Here is a 16,724-nt window from a genome sequence, read left to right on the forward strand (position 1 = left end):
TGATATAAACCACCCCCCCCCCCCCCCCCCCCTCCCCTCCCCCCCCCCCCCCCCCCCCCCCCCTCCCTTCCCCCCTCCCCCCCCCCCCCCTCCCCCCCCCCCCCCCCCCTCCCCCCCCCCCCCCCCCCCCTCCCCCCCCCCCTTCTTTTTTTGGTGTTTGGTTGCCTTTCCCCGGCCCGGGAGCGGTCAGCTCCGGTCGTGGTCCCCCGTCCCGCCGTCGATCAGCTCCCGCAGGATGTCCATGTGCCCGGCGTGCCGCGCCGTCTCGGTGGTCATGTGGATCAGCACCCAGCGCAGCGAGACCTCGTTGCCCGACCAGGAGGTGCCGCGGGCGTCCAGCGCCAGCTCCCGGATCGTCTCGTCGGCGGCCGCCCGGGCCCGTGCGTAGAACGCCAGGACGTCCGCCGTCGACTCGTGCGGCTCGACCCTCATGTCGGAGGATTCGTCGGCGTCGATGTCGAACGGCAACGGACCCATCTCATGACCGAACGTCTGCCGGAACCAGCCGAGTTCGGCACCGCCGAGGTGCTTCACCAGCCCCAGCAGGTTGGTCCCGGAGGGCGTCATCGGGCGCCGCAGCTGCTCGTCGTCCAGGCCTTCCAGCTTCCACAGCACCGCGTCGCGGTGCCGGTCCAGCGCGACCTGAAGGCTTTCCTTCTCCTCGCCCGTGTAGGGCACCGTTCTGCTCATGCGCGCGACCGTACCAGCCGGTGCCGACAGCCGGCCGGGGCCGCCGCCCCGGCCGGCCCGGGATCACGGGTGCGCGCCGCCCCGGTACACGCCGCCCGCCCGGTCGGTCAGGCCCTCCATGAACTCCGCGTGCGCCAGGTTCATGAACGGCAGCGGGCGCCACCGGGTCCAGTAGTCGGGGTGGTCGCTGAACTCCTCGGCCGTCCGGCACAGCCGCTCCCACCACAGCACGCAGTCCTGGCGCATCCGCTGGGTCCAGCCGGGCTCGTCGGCCCGGCCCTCCAGGATCGCGTCCTCCCAGGCCCCCAGGATGTCGGAGAGGAAGATGCAGTCCCGGGCGGTGATGGCCGCCAGCCGCTCGGCGGCGAACCGGGCACCGGTGCCCTCGGGTTGGGCCTCGGCCAGCTCCCGGAGACGGGCGGCGAGGAAGGCCGCGAGCGGGGTGACGTCCTCCAGGTGGAGGTCGTCGGAGTACTCCAGCAGTTCCACCGGCCTGCGTCGGCGTGCCATCGTGCGGTGTCCCCTCGGCTCGAAGGTGCGGACCGACATGTCCGTCCCGACCGACCCTAACGGTCGCTGCCGGACATCACGCCCGATTCCGAACTTTCCGTACCGGCCTACCCTGTGACCGTGCGGTCGTCATACCGTCATATGGACCCTCCCGCCCCAACACGCCTGCCGGACCTTGCCTTCACACCGGTGTGAAGGTCGATGATGCCCCCATGACCACCACACCATTCGACCCGTACGCGCTGCTCGCGAAGAGCCGCCTCGGCGTCCTCGCCACCATCAAGGCGGACGGCCGGCCCCAGCTCTCCCCCGTCCTCCCGTTCTACGACCGGGAGGCGAACACCATCCTGATCTCCACCCGGGACGGGCTGGCCAAGACCGCCAACCTCCGCCGGGACCCCAGGGTCAGCCTGGAGGTGACCGGACCGGACGGCCGCTCCTGGGCCACCGCCGAGGGCGTGGCCTCCCTCACCGGGCCGGGCACCGACCCGGAGGGGCCGGAGGTCGAGGCGCTGGTGGCCTACTACCGCCGCGCGGCCGGCGAACACCCCGACTGGGCGGACTACCGCCGGGTGATGGTCTCCGACCGCCGGGTGCTGCTCACCATCCCGGTGGACCACGTGTACGGCGCCCACCTCTGAGCGGACGCGGCCCGGACGCCGCCGGCCCGGCCACCGTCGCGGGGGAACGGTGGCCGGGCCGGCGGACTCGCGACTCGCCAATTCACCTTCGCAGCAAGGACGTTCAGCGCAGCGTCGCCGTGACCACGGTGGCGTCCAGGTCCTCCTCCCGGGTCACCACCGCCGTCAGCCCGGCCGCTCTGGTCACCGCGAGGGCCGTCGGCGCCTGCCGCTCACTGGTCTCGAACAGCAACGCCCCGCCCGGCGCCAGCCACCCCGGCGCCTCGGCCACCACCCGCCGCAGCACGTCCAGCCCGTCCGCACCCCCGTCCAGCGCCGGCCTGGCCTCGTGCAGCCGCGCCTCGGGCGGCAGCAGGCCGAGATCACCGGTCGGGACGTACGGGACGTTGGCGATCAGCACCTCGACGCGGCCGCGCAGCGAGGTGGGCACGGCCGTGAACAGGTCCCCCTCGAAGACCCGAGCCCCGGCCCCGCCCCCGACCTCGACCCCGGCCCCGTTCCCGGCCCCGACCCCCGCACCGGCCCCCGCCAGGTTGCGGCGGGCGCAGCGGACCGCGCCCGGATCGATGTCGGCCGCGTACAGCTCGACCGGGTGCGCCGCCGTGGCCGCGACCGCCGCGCCCAGTGCGCCGCTGCCGCAGCACAGGTCGAGCACCACCGCGCCCGGGGTCGTCAGCGCGGTCGCGGTGGCGGCCAGGAACTCGCTGCGCCGGCGCGGGACGAACACGCCCGGGTCGACGGCGATCCGCAGTCCGGCGAACTCGGCCCAGCCGACGACGTGTTCGAGCGGCCGCCCGTCGGCGCGGGAGCGGACCATGGCGGCCAGGTCGGCGGGCGAGGCGGCGGCGGAGAGCAGGATCCGCGCCTCCTCCTCGGCGAACACGCAACCGGCGGCGCGCAGCCGGGAGGCCACCGAGGAACGGAGGGAGACGGAGGAGAAGACCGGCAAGAGAACCCCTTGGGGAAGAACACGGAAGGAGGGCGAACCACTCCGTCAGGGCTCCCGCCGGTGCCGACACCGCGTCGGCGCACCTCCCGCGCCGTGCGCGGCTAGGCGCCCGCGCGGCCGCGCTCCGGGAGCACCCGCTCGGACAGTCCGGTAATGGGTCTCACCTCCCTGAGTCGCAGTCATGCTCGGCGTCGGTCACCCTACCGCATCGCCGAACAGGGGTGATTGGAATGATTCCGCCAGGCCATGCCACCCCTGCGTCGGGCCGCCCCTCATTGCCCAGGCACCACGGTCCCGACACTCGTTCATCCGGGCTATTCCATAGGCCCACTGACAGTACATGGCGATAACGGTCCGTAGTGTCCGCGCATATTAACCGACATGACGAGACACTCCCGCGGACCGTCACGCCTCCGATCCCGTACGGCCCGCTTCATCAGCGCCGCGGCCACCCTGGGCCTGCTCGGCGCCGGACTCACCGCCTCACTGGCCAACGCCGTGGAACCGCCCGCCCCTCACGTCGCCACGGCGCCGCCGGAGCGGGTCCGGGCGACCGGCACCCCGCTGCTCCAGGAGACCTTCACCGGCGCGACCGCCGACCCCCGGTTCATCGCCGTCGGCGCCGCCTGCCTCACCGGCGCCCCGGCCTCCGCGCTCGGGCCGGACGGCCGCCCACTGGGCGGCTGCCCGCTGCCCGAGACCGGCCCGGTGCCCCCGCTGGACTCCGCGCCCTACGGCTACCTGCGGATCACCGACTCCAGCAACGACCAGAGCGGCGCGGTCCTCTTCGACCAGGCCCTGCCGGCCGGCAACGGCCTGGACGTGACCTTCGACCAGTGGCAGTACGGCAGCACCACACCCGCCACCCCGGCCGACGGGATCTCCTTCTTCCTCGTCAACGGAGACGTCTCGCTCACCCACCCCGGCGCCTACGGCGGCAGCCTCGGCTACGCCCAGAAGCTGCCCGACGACGACCCGAACCTCACCTTCCTTCCCGGTGTCGACAGCGGGTACCTGGGCGTCGGGCTCGACGTCCTCGGCAACTACTTCGGCGACTGGGAGCACCGCGGCGACGGCTGCGCCCAGCGGTCCCCCGCCGGCACGGCCTTCCACGTCCCCGCGCCCGGCGCCAACATGGTCACGGTCCGCGGCCCCGGCAACGGCACCGTCGGCTACTGCTTCCTGACCGCGACGACCAGCAACTTCACCACCAACGGCCCGTGGCCCTCCACCCTGCCCGGGAGCCTCCAGGGCCCGCTCACCTTCCTGCCGCCCGGCGTGACGCCGCAGGAGGCGCAGGCCCTGCTGGAGCCCTCGCGCCGCCGGGTGCACGTGCACCTGACGCCCGCGCCCTCACCGGTGCTGACGGTCTCCATCGACTTCAACGACGGCGCCGGTTCCCAGCAGGTGCTCCAGACGCCCGCGCCCACGCCGGTGCCCTCGACGTACAAGTTCGGCTTCGCCGGGTCCACCGGCCTGTTCACCGACGTGCACCTGATCCGCAACCTGGTGATCTACACCGACCAGCCGCTGCCCGAGCTGAACCTGGTCAAGCAGGCGCACCAGCCGCTGCCCGGGCTGATCACGGTGGGCACCCCGATCCCGTACGACTTCGTCGTCACCAACTCCGGGAACGTGCCGATCACCGACCTGGCCGTCAACGACCCGAAGGTCGGGCCGGTCAGCTGCCCGGTGAGCACCCTGGCCCCCGGGGAGACGGTGACGTGTACGGCGACCTACCTGGTCACCGCCGCGGACGCCGCCGCGGGCCACGTCGCCAACACGGCCCAGGCCACCGGGACCACGGACCAAGGCCCGGTCACCTCGCCGCCGTCCTCGGAGGACGTGCCGGTGGTGGCACCTCCGGGGCTGGAGGTGATCAAGCATGTCGACGCCCCTGAGCCCTTCCAGGTCGGCGACGCCGTCCCGTACACCTACGTGGTCACCAACACCGGCGGGACCGAGATCACCGACCTCATGCTGACGGACGACAGGGTCACCGGGATCACCTGCGACACCACCGTCCTGGCCCCGAGGGGCAGCCCCGGCGACATGACCAAGTGTCACGGCACGTACCTCGTGACGCCGGAAGACGCCCTGAACGGGAAGGTCGTCAACCGCGTCTTCGCCTCCGGGACCTCCAACGGCGAGCCGGTCACCTCACCGGAGACCGAGGCCACGGTCACCGTGGTCGGCCCGTCGTCGATCAGCCTGGCCAAGCAGGCGGACACCGCGGGACCGGTCCACGTCGGGGACACCGTCCACTACACCTACACCGTCACCAACACCGGTTCGACGGTGCTCCACAACGTCTTCGTCACCGACGACCACGTCACTCCGGTGACCTGTGACGCGACCACCCTCAACCCGGGCGCGAGCACCCTCTGCCACTCCTCCTACGTGGTGACGGACGCCGACCTGGCGCTCGGCCACATCACCAACACGGCCGAGGCGGTCGGCACCAACCCGCAGGGGGAGACGGTGGTGAGCCCGCCCGCGGAGGTGACGCTGCCGGTGGCGGGCGTGGGCAGGCTGAGCCTGGCGAAGACCCCGGACAGCGTCGGGCCGTTCCACCTCGGCGACACCGTCACGTATACCTACACCGTCACCAACACCGGCACGGCGGTGGTGAACAACCTGGCTGTGACCGACGACCGCGTCACCGCGATCACCTGCGGCGCCACCACCCTCAACCCCGGCCAGAGCACCACCTGCCACGGCAGCTACGTCATCACGGCGGCCGACGTCACGGCCGGCCAGGTCACCAACACCGCCCACGCCACCGGCACCGGCCCGGAGGGCGAGACCGTCCAGAGCCCGCCGGCCGAAGCCACCGTCCCCGTCGCGGGCGTCGTGCAGCTGACCCTCGCCAAGACCCCGGACAGCATCGGGCCGTTCCACCTCGGCCAGACCGTCACCTACACCTACACGGTGACCAACACCGGCACCGCGCCCGTCACCAACCTGGCCGTGACCGACGACCACGTCTCCCCGGTCACCTGCGCCGCCACGACCCTCGCCCCGGGGCAGAGCACCACCTGCCACGGCAGCTACGTCATCACGGCGGCCGACGTCACGGCCGGCCAGGTCACCAACACCGCCCACGCCACCGGGACCAACCCCGAGGGCCAGACCGAGCAGAGCCCGCCCGCCGAGGCCACCGTCCCCGTCGTGGGGGAGGCCGAGCTGATCCTGTCGAAGAAGGCGGACAGCGCCGGCCCGTTCCACCTCGGCGACACCGTCCACTACACCTACACGGTGACCAACACCGGCACCGCGCCGGTCACCGGCCTCACCGTGACCGATGACCACGTCACCTCGGTGACCTGCGACGCCACCACCCTCAACCCCGGCCAGAGCACCACCTGCCACGGCACCTACACCGTCACCGTGGCCGATGTCGCGGCCGGGCACGTCACCAACACCGCCCACGCCAGTGGCACCGGCCCCGAGGGCCAACCGGTCCAGAGCCCGCCGGCCGAGGCCACCGTCCCCGTCGTCGGGGTCGCGCAGCTCAGCCTGGCGAAGACCCCGGACAGCGTCGGGCCGTTCCACCTCGGCGACACCGTCACGTACACCTACACCGTCACCAACACCGGCACGGGGGTGGTGAACAACCTGGCCGTGACCGACGACCGCGTCACCTCGATCACCTGCGGCGCCACGACCCTCAACCCCGGCCAGAGCACCACCTGCCACGGCACCTACGTGATCACGGCGGCCGACGTCACGGCCGGCCAGGTGACCAACACCGCCCACGCCACCGGCACCGGCCCGGGAGGCGAGACCGTCCAGAGCCCGCCGGCCGAGGCCACCGTCCCCGTCGCGGGCGTCGTGCAGCTGACCCTCGCCAAGACCCCGGACAGCATCGGGCCGTTCCACCTCGGCCAGACCGTCACCTACACCTACACCGTGACCAACACGGGCACGGCCCCGGTCACCAACCTGACCGTCACGGACGACCACGTCACCGCGGTCACCTGCGCCGCCACGACCCTCGCCCCGGGGCAGAGCACCACCTGCCACGGCAGCTACGTCATCACGGCGGCCGACGTCACGGCCGGCCAGGTCACCAACACCGCCCACGCCACCGGGACCAATCCCGAGGGCCAGACCGAGCAGAGCCCGCCCGCCGAAGCCACCGTCCCCGTCGTCGGCGTGGCCCAGCTGAGCATGACGAAGAAGGCGGACGGCACCGGCCCGTTCCACCTCGGCGAGACCGTCCACTACACCTACACCGTGACCAACACGGGCACGGCCCCGATCACCAACCTGACCGTCACGGACGACCACGTCACCTCGGTGACCTGCGACACCACCACCCTCGCCCCCGGCCAGAGCACCACCTGCCACGGCACGTACGTGATCACCGCCGCCGACGTCACAGCCGGGCACGTCACCAACACCGCCGTCGCCACCGGGACCAACCCCGAAGGCCAGACCGAGCAGAGCCCGCCGGTCGACGAGACGGTCACCGTCGTCGGTGCCGGACAGCTCAGCCTGGCGAAGAAGGCGGACAGCGCCGGCCCGTTCCACGTCGGTGACACCGTGCACTACACCTACACGGTGACCAACACCGGCACCGCGCCGGTCACCGGCCTCACCGTGACCGATGACCACGTCACCTCGGTGACCTGCGACACCACCACCCTCAACCCCGGCCAGAGCACCACCTGCCACGGCACCTACACCGTCACCGAGGCGGACGCCAAGGCCGGACACGTCACCAACACCGCCCACGCCAACGGCACCGGCCCCGACGGGCAACCGGTCCAGAGCCCGCCGGCCGAGGCGACGGTCGACGTCGTCTCGCCGGTGTCCGCGCTGACCATCACCAAGCGGGCCGATGTCACCGGGAACGCGCGGCCCGGCGACACCATCACCTACACCTACACCGTCACCAACACCGGCTCCACCACGGTGACCGAGCTGGCCGTCAACGACGACCACGTCCGGCAGGTGACCTGCGACGTGACGACCCTCGACCCGGGCCAGAGCACTACCTGCCACGGCACGTACACCGTGACCGAGGCGGACGCCAAGGCCGGACACGTCACCAACACCGCCACGGCCTCGGCCCGTGACCCTCAGGGTCAGCTGGTGCAGAGCCCGCCGGTCGACCTCTGCATCACCGTCGAGGCCTGCCCGCCGAAGGGAGGTGACCACAAGGGAGGCAAGGGCTGCCCCACGCACCCGGGCCACCCCGGTAAGCCCGGCCACCCCGGTAAGCCCGGCCACCCCGGTGAGCCCGGCCACCCCGGTGAGCCCGGCCAGCCGGGTCAGCCCGGTCACCCCGGCGAGTACCCGGCTCCGCCGCACGGCGGCTGGGGCCAGCTGCCGGAGGCCGGCTCGCCGGCCGGGGTCGCGGCCCTGGCCGGGGGCGGTCTGATGACCGTCGGCGGACTGCTGCTCTACCGGGCCAAGCGCCGCGCGAGCGCCAAGGAGCCCGTGGCGTAACACCTTCGATCCCGCCGTCCTCCAGCGGTCGGACCGCCTCCGGTGCCTTCGGGTACCGGGGGCGGTCCGCTGTCCGGCCGCTCCGCCGTCAGGCGGGCTGCGGGGCCAGAGGCCTGGTGCGGTAGTCCCCGGCCGCGCCCGGGGGCACCAGGCAGGGCAGCAGCCAGTCCCAGAGCGCGCCGACCCGGCGGACGCGTTCCTCGGCGGGGCAGCCGTCGGCGAAGACGACCTCCAGGCCGCAGGCGGCGGTCACCACCAGGGTCTCCGGGCCGAGGCCTCCCGACCGGTCCCGCAGCTCTCCCGCACGGCGGGCGCCCGCCAGCAGGTCCCGCACCGCCCCGGCCCAGACGCTGTGGAAGCCGCGCATGCCGGCGAAGGGCGGCTGCCCGGGCCCCGCCAGACCGGACCCGGCCTGCCAGCCGGTGTCCTCGCGGCCGAGGCGGAAGGCCGCCCGGATCACCGGGTCCGCGCCGAGCGCGTCGACCAGCCAGTACCCCGCGTCGATCAGCCCCTGGAGCGGTGAGGAGGAGGCGCGCAGGTCCGCGCAGACCAGCCGCAGCAAGCGCTCGGCCTGCACGCACACCGCTCTGGCCAGCTCCTCCTTGGAGGCGAAGTGGAAGTACAGCGCCCCCTTCGTCACCCCGGCGGCTGCGGCGATCTCACCGAGGGTGGCCCCGGCGTAGCCGCGGCGGTCGAACAGTGCCGCCCCCGCTTCCACCAGCCGCCCGCGCGTCCGCTCCGACCTCTCCTGGACCACCTGTCCCACAACCCCTCACGACGCCAAGCACGTTCCGACCAGACCCCGGCCGCCCCAGGACGGGTGCCGCGGCCTCCGACCGCCGTCCGCGGCCGGGTTCATCCGACCCGGCTGAACCGGGCCGCCCCGGCCCCCGTGCCCGCACCCGACCCGGCGGCCGCGGCGGCGGGCTCGCGCTCCGCGCGATCCGGTCCGGCGAGCAGGATGGAGCGCTGGAGCCGCCGCAGTCCGATCGACGGCTCCATGCCCAACTCCCGCACCAGGGTGTTCCGCAGGCGCTGATAGGCCTCCAGCGCCTCGCCCCGGCGGCCGGAGCGGTGCAGGGCGATCATGTACTGGCCGTGCAGGCTCTCGTGGGTGCGGTAGCGGTCGACCAGCACGGTGAGTTCGGCGAGCAGCACCCGGTGCCGGCCGAGCCGCAGATCGGCCTCGATCCGCTGGTCCAGCGCACAGAGCCGGGTCTCCTCCAACCGCCTGGCCTCGACGGCGAGTTGGCCGCCGACCGGGACGTCCGCGAAGGCCTGGCCACGCCACAGCGCGAGCGCCTCGCCCAGCAGCCGGGCCGCCGCCGGGTGGTCCTCGGCGTCCATCGCCCGGTACCCGGTGCCGGCCAGCCGTTCGAACTCCCGCAGGTCCGTCAGGCCGCCGCCGCTGTTGAGCATGTAGCCGCCGGGGGAGGTCACCAGGATGTCCTTGGCACAGGACATCCCGCCCGCCGCGCCGACGGTGGCGAGCGCCCGGTCGATGAGGTCGCGCAGCTGGAGCACGTACGTCTGCACGGTGGTGCGGGCGCTGCGCGGCGGACGGCCGGACCACAGCTCGTCGGCCAGCACTCCGGCCGCCACCACCTGGTCGGCCCGCAGCGCCAGCAGCCCCAGCACCTGCCGCGGCTTCGGCGCCGACGGCACCACCGACACTCCGCACACCCGGACGTCCAACGTCCCGAGCACCCGGATCTCCACGATGACCACCCCTCATCACACACGGAACGCCGCAGGCCCCTCCGCCGACGGCCGGCACCCGGGTCGACACCCCTGGGTCAACTGCCAACAGTCAAAAACAGGACGTGCGGTTTGTCAATACAAAACCGAACGTGCTGTTTGTTTTTGGCAGGGCGTCATCCCTCGCCGCACCGCCGGGGACGGCGGCCACCGACACTCCCGACCTCTCGTCCCTCCCGCCCTCCGCGGGGCCGGACCGGGGCACGCAAAAGGCGGCGCCGGACCCCCGTGGTCCCGCCGCCGCCAGTTCGTCTCTTCGGTTCGCCCGCCCGCCGCGTCCGGCGCCGTCCGATTGCCGACCGGTGCCGCCCGATCCGTCGGATTCCGATAGACGGAGAGGCCGGTGAACGGCCGTCAGCCGACGCCGGCCGCCGCCTTCACTTCGGCCCGCACGGCTTTGCTCTCCTCCGCCTCACCGGCCTCCTCGGCCGCGCGGGCCGCCGCCGCCTCCGCGACCACCTGGGCACCGCGGTTCGGCCCCATCTGCAACGAACCGAGCACCCCCGGCACCGCGACGCTCGGCATCAGGTGCTGGTACAGCGCGGACACCCGCAGCTCCAGGTCCGCCCGGCCGCAGAGCTTCTGCGACTGGATCTGCACTCCCGTCCACGCGGCGACGAGCAGCCACGCGGTGTCCGCCGGCACGACGTGCGGGAGCAGCTCGCCGCGCTCGCCGGCCGCGACCAGCAGCGCCTCGAACCGGTTGATCCAGCCGGGGATGGCCCCGCCGCCGAGATCCTCGAAGACGTCCTGCCCGAGCGAGAGCCGGGCACCCGCGCTGAGCAGCGGGTCACGCGGCATCAGGTGCGCCACCACCATTCCGGTGTCCACGAACTCCTGGAGCTTGCAGCTCCGTTCGGGAACTCCGTCCTGGACGAACTGCTCCTCCACCACGCCCTGCGCCAGATCCCGCTTGGAGGCGAAATGGAAATACACCGCGCCGCGCGTCACCCCGGCGCGGGAGACCACCTCGCCGATGGTCGCTCCCTCGTACCCGAACTCGTCGAAGACCGAGGCCGCCGCCTCCAGGATCAGCCGACGTGTCCGGAGCGCCCGTTCCTGTCGTACCACCGAAACCACCCCGCCATGAGCTCCCCGAAAACCAAACCAAACACCCCGTATCTTAGCTTCGCCTCACCCGCGACCGACAAGACGAACGCGGTGAATCCCCCCAACCCGCCTTCGCCACCGGCCCCGTGGTGATATCACGCCCCGGGGCCCTCAGGACCCCTTCCTGGGCGTCGGTCGGTTCGTCGGCACCCGAAACCGAACGAACGGTTTCTTCCGAATGGACGCTTCAGCACCCGGAGAGCGCCCCGTGCCGTCGTCGGCCCAGGGTCAGTTGCCGGGGGATCCGACGGGCTCACGGCCCGGGTCGTCGAGGGGCCAGGTGTCGCGGTCGCGGACGTGGTCGTAGACGGGGAGTTCGGCGGCCAGGACGTCGAAGTGGATCAGCGGGGCCCACAGCGCGCGGTCGCCGACCACGTAGAGGCGGCGTTTGGCCCGGCTGGCGGCCACGTTGAGGAGGTGGGGAGTGCCGGCCGCCCAGGCCCGGGCACCGGGGCGGCCGGCGCCGAGCAGGAGGATCACCACGTCGGCCTCCTTGCCCTGGGCCTTGTGCACGGTCGCGCAGCGCTCGTCGAGGTGCTCGGCGGTCCAGCCGGGCAGCGTGCGGCAGGTGTTGCGGGCTTCGGCGACGAGGGCGCGGAAGGGGGCGATGATGCGCATCCGTTCCACGCCGACGCCCTGGCGGTCGAGTCGGCGCAGCAGGAAGGTGAGGGCGCGGCGGTCGCGTTCGCCCCAGGGGGCGTCGGCGGGGCGGTCGGGGTCGGGGGTGTCGAGCCAGCGGCTGGGGAGCAGGCCGTCGTGCTCGGCGTCGGGGAAGGGCCGGGGGTGGGTGCCGTGCACCATGAGGCCGCCGTACGCGACTTCGTTGCTGACGGTGAACATGGGCTCCTCGCAGCGGCGGTGGACGCGCAGCGGCGAGCCGACCCAGACGGTGTCCTGCTCGGCGCCGGTGGGTGCGGGCAGGTAGGTGCCGTACCGGTTGACCCGGTCGGCGACGGCCTGGGCGGAGGTGGCGGAGGGCAGCCACTCCTCGTCGACGCCGTGGGCGAGCAGGAGCCGGCGCTGGAGCGCGGTGGGCATGGTGACGACTGGTTCGAGCTGGAGCGGGTCGCCGACGAGGACGGCCCTGCGGGCGCGCCACAGCGCGCCGACGGCGGCCTGCGGGGTGGCCTGGCCGGCTTCGTCGACGAGGACCCAGCCGATGGAGCCCCGGCCGAGGCGGGCGAACATGCTGCCGATGGAGGAGAAGGTGGTGGAGACGACGGGGACCAGGAGGAAGAGGGTCTGCCAGGCCTGGCGGACCTGCTCGTCGGGGACGGGGCCGGCGGTGCCGGCCATCAGCTCCACCAGGACCTGGAGGTTGCCGCGAACGCGCTGGGCGGTGTTGGCGACGAGGGCGCGGTGCAGGTCGAGGGCGCGCAGGAAGAGGTCACTGCGGGCGGTGCTCCAGGCCTCGTCGGACCACGGGGCGCCGAGTTCCTGCGCGTGGTCGTCGAGGTCGAGCCAGTCCAGGGGCAGCGAGGGCAGGTCGGCGGCGGCCGCGCGCAGGGTGCGGTGGGCGGCGTCGAGTTCGGCGGTGGCGCGTTCCAGGTCGTGCCGGGCGGAGCCGGCTTCGCGGCGGGCCCGCTCGGCGTCCGCGAGGGCGGCGGACCGCTCGGCGCGGGCCGCTTCCTCGCGTCCTCGGGCGCGGGTGACGGCCTCGGCGGCCTCCGTGACGGCGGTGACCGCGCGGGCGTGCAGGTCACCGGCGAGGTCCGCGGCCCTCGCGCGGTGGGCGATGTGCTCCTGGACCTCCTCCAGGGCGGTGCGCTGCTCGACGAGTCGGGTGAGGAGTTCGGCCCGGGTCTGTTCGCGGTGCTCCTCGGCGGCCTGGCGCTCGGCACCGCTCCGGAGCAGCCTGCGCAGCCCTGAGCGCAGGCCCGGCTGGTCGGCGGTGGGGGGCTCGGCGTGCAGGGCGGTCAGCACCTCGACCTGTCGGCGGTGGTCCTCGGCGCGTTCCCGGGCGACGGCGAGGTCGGCCCTGGCATTGGCGAGGGCCTCGCGGGCCAGGGGGACGTGCTCGGTCGCGGCCCGGTGGGCGTCCTCGGCGGTGCGGGTGGCGGTGCGGGCGCTCTCGACGGCCGGGCCGGCGGCGTCGTGGCGGGCCTCGGCGGCGGCGGCGCGCTCGTCGGCGCGGGCGACGGCGGCGCGCAGGGCGTCGAGGCGGGGGTGGACCCGGGCCGAGCGGGTCTGCGCCAGGGTGGCGGCGAGGCGGGTGCGTTCGGCGCGCAGGCGCTCGACCTCGGCCTGGGCGGACCGGAAGGCGGCGACGGCCTCCGGCCAGGAGGGGATCGGTTCGGCGGGGCCGGCCGGCGCCTGGGCCTCGGTGGCCGGGGCCGGGGTGGTGCCCGTGCGGCGGTCGCGTGAGGGGGCGGGCCTGGGCGCCCGGGGCGGGATCCAGTCGCCGAGGACGGCGTTCATCCCGCGCAGCGGCGGGAGCCCGCCGGCCTCACGGGCGGCGCTCTCGGCCTCGGGCAGGCGGCCCCACCAGAAGCGCTCGGTGAACTTCGTCCGGTTGCCCTTGTTGCCGAGCACCGCGGCGACCAGCCCCCAGGCGGGCGCGCCGCCCAGGAGCGCGGAGGCGAGGTCGGAGAAGTGGTCCGGGCCGTCGTGCCAGTACTCGTCGAGGGCGTCGGCGCCGGGCAGTTCGGCGGTGATGTTCTCCACGGCGCCGTTGTTGGAGGAGGTCACCACGATCTCGCGGCCGGTGAGCCTGGGGTCGAGGGCCGCGACGAAGCGGGCGTGGACGCCCTGGCGGTCCTTGCCGCGCCAGGCGCGGCCGACGAACGCCTCGTCGGGCCGACGGTAGTCAGCCAGCACGGCGGCGCGTTCGACCACGAGGGCGGCGACCAGGTCGCGCAGCATGGTGGTCTTGCCGGTGCCGGGTGGGCCGTTGACGGAGAACAGGCCGCCCGGGTCGGGGTCGGCGGTGCCGGTCGCGGCCTCGGCGCGGTCGGCGAGCATGCGGTTGACGGCGAACTGCTGGCTGAGGGCGAGCGGGTACCGTGCCTTGGCGGGCCAGCGGCCGGCGGGGACGAGGGCCGGGTCGACGCCTTCGAGGACGGTGAGGCGGTCCTCGCGCACATCGGTGCGGGCGCCGACGGATATGTCCCGCCGGTCGGTCAGGTAGGCCGCCAGGGCGGGGCCGAGGCCCTCTCCCCCGCCGTCGTCCAGCGCGGCCCGGACCCTGGCGAGGTCCGGTGGCAGCAGGCTGTTGAGGAACGGCTGGGCGGCGGCGGGCTTGGCGTTCTGGCCGCGCGGGCGGTGGACCAGCCGGCTCTGTACCCGGATCACGCGCGGGTCGAGGTGCTCCTCGACGCCGCAGAGGTGGGCGATCTGGGCCGTCAGGGCGACGAGGTCGGCGAGCGTGACCGGGCGCGGGCCGTCCTCGTCCTGCGGCTGCCCGGCGGGTGCGGGCGCCTCGGAGGCCGGTTCCGGCGCCGCGGGCGTGGTGCCCGGGTCCGCGTCGGGGTCCTGGTCGGTGGTGGAAGCCCGGTGCGCGCCGGGGTCCTGGTCGGCGGTGGAAGCCCGGTGCGCGACAGGTCCCTGGTCCGGCCGGCGGGCCGCCGCCCAGTCGGCGACCCGTCGCACCAGCGGCTCGGTCGCCCCCTGCGCGGCGGCCCCGGCGACCTCGCCGAACAGCGCGCCGACCGCGGCCACCGCCGCGCCGCCCAGGACCTCCGCGAGCAACTGCCGCCAGCCGCCGGTGGCCGCCGTCTGCGGTGCGGGCGCTCCTGCCCCGGGGCCGGAGGGCAGCGGGCCCGGCACGACGGCGCCGGGCCCGGGCGCGTACGGGATCGGCGTGGCGGTCAGCCGCCCCACCGCCACTTCGAAGGCCTCGCCCAACTCCTCGAAGCCGTCCAGCCATCCGGGGGCCGACGGCCCCGGGTCGAAGAGCCGGCCCGTCGCCCAGGCGCACGCGGAGACCACCGACGTGTCCTCCACCGGCCGCCCGTGCTCGTCCAGGACCAGCGCGAACATCGCGCTGCTGCCCGACAGCACCAGCTCCTCGTCCGGCACTCCCGGGTCCGGGTCGGTGCCGGCGGGCAGCACGGCGATCATCGCCCGGCGCAGCAGCTCCAGTTCGAAGACCCCGCCGTACACCTCGTGGCGCCACACCATGCCCCGCGGTGCCCGCCAGGCCGCCGTCTCCGGATGCTCCGGCGACCACGGCAGCACCGGTTCGGCCCGACCGGCGGCCGGCGTCACGTCGACGACGACCGGGTCCGACGCCCGGGGCCGCCCGGCGCGGCGCTTGCGCGGCAGCGCGGGGATCGCCGGCGGGCCGAACAGCTCGATCGCCCGCCAGCACTCCAGCAGATCCGCCACCCGCCGGTCCTGCCCGTTTCCGCCGCCCACCCCGTTGCCCCCCGCGTCGAAGCCGTGGCACCCAGCCGCTTCGTGTGCCCATCAACCGGGCGCAGAATCTACCGGACGAGCGGGTGCGCCGGGTGCCGGGGCGGATCCGGCGCGGGGTGGCACCGTCGTGCCCGGGGCCGCCCCGGGCCGAGCCCGGTCAGAGCGCGACCAGGGGGCCGAAGACCCGCTTGCCGAGCCCGTTCGGCGTCGGCGCGGCCGAGGGCGCGGCCCCTGCCCCGGGCTCGCTCGATCAGGCGGGCGCGTGCGCACCGGCGCGCCCGGCCGGGTGCGCGCCGTCTGATCGAGAAAGCCCGGTTACCGGCGGTATGTGCACGGCTACGGTTGGCATATGACGCACTCGCGAGTCCGCCGTCTCGTCGTCCGTACGGCCGGGGCCCTGGTGCTCCTGGTCGCTCCCCTCGGGGCGCAGGCCGCCTCCGCGCACAGCCCGGCCGGGGACCGCAGAGCCATCATCACCGCCCTGAGCGACGCCGACCGCGACGCGCTGCGGAAGGCGGTGGACGCCCAACTCGCCGCGGGCAGGGGCGGGAAGCAGACCGCCGCCAACGAGGTCAGCTATCCGGACGGGGCGGTGGTGGTGCTCCCGCTGCCCGGACAGGCGCAGGCACCGCCGTGGAGTGGCGACCACACGCGCCGCGGTGTCCCGGGCCGCGACTGGAAGCACTGCCCGACGCCGGCCACCGAGCCGTCGTACTACTGCTTCTACTCCGAGAAGAGCTGGGGCGGGCGCCGGATCCAGTTCAACCTGTTCCACGAGGACGCGGCCGTCTACTTCGCCGACTACGGGTTCCGCGACCAGGTCAGCAGCTGGGTGAACACCGCCCGCGGCCTGGAGGTGATCGTGGACAACGATCCGGGCGACGGCAACTGGCAGATGCTCTGGAAGGAACCCCCGGAGGCGCTGTCCGCGTCGGTCGGCTTCGATGACATGGCCGACCGGTTCTGGGCCGTCAGGCAGTAGCTACCGGCTCCGGCTACCGGCCCAGGCCGGCGGCGAGGCGGAACCGGTGGCGACCGGCTCCGGGGTGACCATGATGTAGGTCGGCGCCGGAGCGGTCTCCCGGGCGTCCGCCGCGTACCACCCGGCGCCGAACGCGACGATGCCGAGCAGGAGGCCGCCGAGGATCAGGGTCACGATGTGCTGCTTCATGGGCCCAGGGTAGGGGCGCGGTGTCCAACTACCTTGCCGCCACGGCCCGATGAGCACGTCGAGGGTCAAGTGACGTTGACGC

11 protein-coding genes are annotated in these 16,724 nt (G+C 74.1%); 3 read left to right on the top strand and 8 right to left on the bottom strand.

Translation table 11 applies throughout. From position 1 onward, the window contains the following. Window positions 1–186: 186 nt before the first annotated feature. A complete protein-coding gene (locus tag ACZ55U_RS30200; protein ID WP_465531080.1) occupies window positions 187–690 on the bottom strand; it encodes a DinB family protein in 504 nt (167 codons plus the stop codon). Window positions 691–753: 63 nt separating this feature from the next. Further along, complete coding sequence (locus ACZ55U_RS30205; RefSeq protein ID WP_465531082.1) at window positions 754–1,200, bottom strand: hypothetical protein; 447 nt, start codon at window positions 1,198–1,200, stop codon at window positions 754–756. A 212-nt stretch (window positions 1,201–1,412) separates the two neighbouring features. On the opposite strand from ACZ55U_RS30205, the gene ACZ55U_RS30210 reads away from it, so the two are divergent. Further along, window positions 1,413–1,841, top strand: a complete 429-nt coding sequence (locus ACZ55U_RS30210; protein WP_465531084.1) for a PPOX class F420-dependent oxidoreductase — start codon at window positions 1,413–1,415, stop codon at window positions 1,839–1,841. Window positions 1,842–1,944: 103 nt separating this feature from the next. Here ACZ55U_RS30210 and ACZ55U_RS30215 read toward each other — a convergent pair whose 3' ends face one another. Next, window positions 1,945–2,790, bottom strand: coding sequence for a methyltransferase (locus ACZ55U_RS30215; protein WP_465531086.1), 846 nt, complete (start codon window positions 2,788–2,790; stop codon window positions 1,945–1,947). Window positions 2,791–3,171: 381 nt separating this feature from the next. Here ACZ55U_RS30215 and ACZ55U_RS30220 point away from each other — a divergent pair, with 381 nt between their 5' ends. Beyond that, window positions 3,172–8,247 carry a DUF7507 domain-containing protein gene (locus tag ACZ55U_RS30220; protein ID WP_465531088.1) on the top strand — a complete coding sequence of 1,692 codons (5,076 nt, stop codon included), beginning with the start codon at window positions 3,172–3,174 and terminating at the stop codon, window positions 8,245–8,247. An 88-nt stretch (window positions 8,248–8,335) separates the two neighbouring features. On the opposite strand, the gene ACZ55U_RS30225 is transcribed toward ACZ55U_RS30220, so the two are convergent. The 4 genes from ACZ55U_RS30225 to ACZ55U_RS30240 all read right to left on the bottom strand — a co-directional run bounded on the left by ACZ55U_RS30225 (window position 8,336) and on the right by ACZ55U_RS30240 (window position 15,441). Further along, window positions 8,336–9,004: a ScbR family autoregulator-binding transcription factor gene (locus ACZ55U_RS30225; RefSeq protein WP_465531090.1), complete on the bottom strand. Its 669-nt coding sequence runs from the start codon at window positions 9,002–9,004 to the stop codon at window positions 8,336–8,338. A 98-nt stretch (window positions 9,005–9,102) separates the two neighbouring features. Next, window positions 9,103–9,966 carry an AfsR/SARP family transcriptional regulator gene (locus ACZ55U_RS30230; protein WP_465531092.1) on the bottom strand — a complete coding sequence of 288 codons (864 nt, stop codon included), beginning with the start codon at window positions 9,964–9,966 and terminating at the stop codon, window positions 9,103–9,105. A 393-nt stretch (window positions 9,967–10,359) separates the two neighbouring features. After that, window positions 10,360–11,076 carry a ScbR family autoregulator-binding transcription factor gene (locus ACZ55U_RS30235; protein WP_465531094.1) on the bottom strand — a complete coding sequence of 239 codons (717 nt, stop codon included), beginning with the start codon at window positions 11,074–11,076 and terminating at the stop codon, window positions 10,360–10,362. A 267-nt stretch (window positions 11,077–11,343) separates the two neighbouring features. Further along, complete coding sequence (locus tag ACZ55U_RS30240; protein ID WP_465531096.1) at window positions 11,344–15,441, bottom strand: AAA domain-containing protein; 4,098 nt, start codon at window positions 15,439–15,441, stop codon at window positions 11,344–11,346. Between the two features lie 379 nt (window positions 15,442–15,820). Here ACZ55U_RS30240 and ACZ55U_RS30245 point away from each other — a divergent pair, with 379 nt between their 5' ends. Then, window positions 15,821–16,453 carry a hypothetical protein gene (locus tag ACZ55U_RS30245; RefSeq protein ID WP_465531098.1) on the top strand — a complete coding sequence of 211 codons (633 nt, stop codon included), beginning with the start codon at window positions 15,821–15,823 and terminating at the stop codon, window positions 16,451–16,453. On the opposite strand, the gene ACZ55U_RS30250 is transcribed toward ACZ55U_RS30245, so the two are convergent. Then, window positions 16,454–16,642, bottom strand: coding sequence for a hypothetical protein (locus ACZ55U_RS30250; protein WP_465531100.1), 189 nt, complete (start codon window positions 16,640–16,642; stop codon window positions 16,454–16,456). Window positions 16,643–16,724: the final 82 nt, after the last annotated feature.

The organism is Kitasatospora sp. NPDC034533 (assembly GCF_055575155.1).

Bases quoted from the DNA above. Each gene is read 5' to 3' on its own strand.
- ACZ55U_RS30200 (WP_465531080.1), bottom strand. From the start codon at position 690: ATGAGCAGAACGGTGCCCTACACGGGCGAGGAGAAGGAAAGCCTTCAG.
- ACZ55U_RS30205 (WP_465531082.1), bottom strand. From the start codon at position 1,200: ATGGCACGCCGACGCAGGCCGGTGGAACTGCTGGAGTACTCCGACGAC.
- ACZ55U_RS30210 (WP_465531084.1), top strand. From the start codon at position 1,413: ATGACCACCACACCATTCGACCCGTACGCGCTGCTCGCGAAGAGCCGC.
- ACZ55U_RS30220 (WP_465531088.1), top strand. From the start codon at position 3,172: ATGACGAGACACTCCCGCGGACCGTCACGCCTCCGATCCCGTACGGCC.
- ACZ55U_RS30245 (WP_465531098.1), top strand. From the start codon at position 15,821: ATGACGCACTCGCGAGTCCGCCGTCTCGTCGTCCGTACGGCCGGGGCC.
- ACZ55U_RS30250 (WP_465531100.1), bottom strand. From the start codon at position 16,642: ATGAAGCAGCACATCGTGACCCTGATCCTCGGCGGCCTCCTGCTCGGC.